General features: G+C 49.2%; 1 protein-coding gene. It reads right to left on the reverse strand.

Annotated features, from left to right (window positions below; translation table 11 throughout):
• Positions 1 to 2,966, reverse strand: a 2,966-nt coding sequence (locus QUB20_RS28265) for a DUF5906 domain-containing protein (RefSeq protein ID WP_333251464.1), incomplete at its 3' end; no start/stop codon positions are given.
• Positions 2,967 to 3,170 lie beyond the last annotated feature (204 nt).

The raw sequence follows: 3,170 nt of genomic DNA on the forward strand, positions 1-3,170 counted from the left end.
TAAATTTTCCGCAGGTTACAGAAGAGCATTGAGATTACCCGTCCGCCCTTCATACCTTCGCGCTCTTGCCAGTCAACCTTGCAACTGATGCTTGTATGAATCTCAACGATGCGGCCGTGCCAGTTGTAGCTAGAGTCCTCTGGTTTGTTGCCAGCCACTTTGTCTCCGACTCTGAATGCTTTGAGCGGGTCAGAACATGGGATGCCTGTGAGTAGTTCTGTCAGTTTTTGTTTGTCGGAGTCGGAGAGTTTAGAGAATGAATTGCAAAAATCCAAAATAGTTGGGTTTAGTGCTCCAGCATCTCCAGCAGCTTGCTGTGTAAGGATTGTTTGCTCCAGCGGTGCTCCAGCAGTAATCTCTTGCTGGAGCACTGCTGGAGGAGATTTCTTTGCTGTGTCTACCGCTGGAGATGCTGGAGCACTTTTTCCACTTTTTTCTAATTTTTGTTTTGTGAGGCCGATGTAGTAAAAATCTCCCATCGTCCGCTCAGATTCAAAACCCCGTTCTGTGTGGCGATACTTTTCCAAGTTGGGGACTAACTCACTCAACCGGGCAAAGAGCTGGTTGATAGCCTTTACAGGAGTATCCCGACCTGGTAGCTCATTCCAGACTCGTTTCTCCTTGCCATCGCGGTCATACTCAACCTCAAGGGTTCCCGTTTCTATATACCAGTCCACTAAGTCAAGCCAAGCGTCTTTTGCATAAAGGCGATCGCCTTTACCGACCTCATACCCCCTGTCTCGCATGAACTGCCACAAATGGTTTGACTTTTCTTGAGCTTCCCGTAGAGCGGCGTCACCAGAACCATAATCAATGCCCTCAGCCAATATTGCTGGAATCCGCGCCAGCATCATGTTGAGCATGGCGGGTGCAACGTGCTTAAGGACAAAATCTTTGTCGCTCTTTAAGCGAGGCTCTGCCTCCAACTGACCTTTATTGGCATCAGCTCCGACCGCGTAAGTTTTTTTGAAGCTAACAATGCAATATCGACTCCTGATTGCTTCAGCGTCGCTGCTGATAGATGGCACGGCATTGCAGTTAGCTAAAAACGTAGCTTGAGGCTCGTAAGGATATTCCCCGCGCCCTTTATGTTCGATGGTAAGCTCATCCCCGGTGATGAATTGCTTGAGGCTTTGCAGTTTGTCCAGTTTCACTGCGTCCGAGTTTTCACTCGACCAGTTGCACAGGGAATTCTCTAAACCAGCGAGAGGAAACTTCCGGCCGGTGTCGTAAATCTGAAAATCCTTGAGAGTTTTGCCTGTCACGCCTCGCCCCAGAACCATAAGAAGCGCAATCCGCAAAGTATCTTTGCCGTTACTACCTTCGCCATGTAGCAACAGCCCTTTCACCCTTGACATCTTCAATCGAACCAGGGGCAAGCACAGAGAAGCAGCAAAGGTTCGGAGAATAATTTCTCGCTCCGATGGTTCAAGGCATTCTAAAAGGCGTTCACAATCGGAAGGATTCACGTTCGGGTCATACTTGCAGCCCACATAGGTGTAAATTCTGTCAGGACTGTGGCGGACAAGGGAGTGGGAGCCATCATCATTGATGATTACTACACCATTGGAGCAATTTAACCCCGGCGGATTGACTTCCTTGATATCTACAGCGCGGCCCAAAACCACCCAATTAAAAATCTCGTCAATACTTCCCGATTTGGCACGGTTGCAGACATAGACGCCGTTGCGATTCTTCTCCGAGTAGGTGTTCAGCCAATCTCTGATACGCCGCTTCTCTAATTTTTCTGGCCGCTCCTCATAGTAAGTGCCAGTGAATTGGTAAAGTAGTCCGCCAATAGACACCCAACGACCTTCAGAATAGAGCGCTGACTCGGCTTTTTGAACAAAATTTTGCTCTGGAGGTGGCGCTGTATCAGGGATGTAGTCACTTTTACTACTGTCATACTTCTGGCATACTACTTCTTCTCGCGTGCGCGGGTGAGGAGTTAGAGAAATAGAAGGAATTGATTCCGTTGCAGCGTCGTTGACTGCTTCCTCTACCAGCCGGATGAATTCCTCCCCATCTATGGCTTCCAAGATTTCTCTGATGTCTCCCGCCTCTGGAATATCTGGGTAAACGACACGTGGGTCAACAACCACACAAGGGAACTGGATGTGACGGGCAACCAGCCAAACTTCTTGACCCTTCTTGATACCTGCGTCATCGTTATCGCGCAACACTGCAACACTGACGTTTTTGCCTGTCGCTTGCAGAGTTTCGAGCATTATCTGAATTTCGGGATGGCTCCAATTGGAACCTTGCAGTGTTAGTCCTGCAATGCCGATACCCCTCGCACGGTCTACGTTGTCTTCCCCTTCCAGTATTGGAACGAGTACGGGTTCATCGTCGGGTAGTGCTTCTAGTAGTTCGACAACTTCCTTAATCTGATATGCCGGCCAGCGAGTATCGCCCTTGCTCCAGACTTCCTTGCCACTAGGGTCTATGTGAATTTGGCGGCAAGTTTTGTCGCGTCCCTTTGGCTTGCTTGTATCGAGCCAATCAAACCGCAAAACCTTTTGAGTATCGCTGTAGGCGTAAGTGATTTGTGTGGCACTGTCTGGAACGCCTTTGGGAACGTATTTGGGTTGTTCGGCGCGAGGTGGTTTTCCGGGGGCGGGTAATCTCAGAAGTTTCGCGCCGATCGGAACTGGTACGGGTCGGTATTCCTTCTTTTTGGCTTTTGGCTTCGATGCCTGTGGCGCGGGCTTGTCCTCTTTGCACTCTGCTAAAAATTCAGCCAGTGGTCGGATAGCTTCCCGAATATCAGCGGTTGAGCAAGCGTTTGTCCAGCACTGGTACTTACCGTTCTTGTGGTTAATCCCTAAACTGTGACCCTCGCAAACAGGGCAAATGTAGTAATTTTTGGCTTTGCCTGGTTCCAGTTTGTCGAGATGGTCGCGGATGTCGAATTTTTTGGGGGTGCTTGAAGTTTGCTCGTTATCTGGAGTAGAATTGTCGTACATGAAATTTAGCTCGCCCCAAGACGAGTTGAATGTGGATGAACCCTCAAAACCGTTGCGTGTAGGTCTCAATTACTGGCAGCGGTTTTTTGGTGTCTACAGTTTTTGGAAAATTTAAGGCATAGGAGAGACCGCCCCGCTAGTTGACTAGGGGTGCGATTAAGCTGTCGTTGCGAGCACAGCCACCTATTTCGGCGTCAGGAAATG

This window comes from Microcoleus sp. B4-C2 (assembly GCF_036705265.1).
Taxonomy (GTDB): Bacteria; Cyanobacteriota; Cyanobacteriia; order Cyanobacteriales; family Microcoleaceae; genus Microcoleus.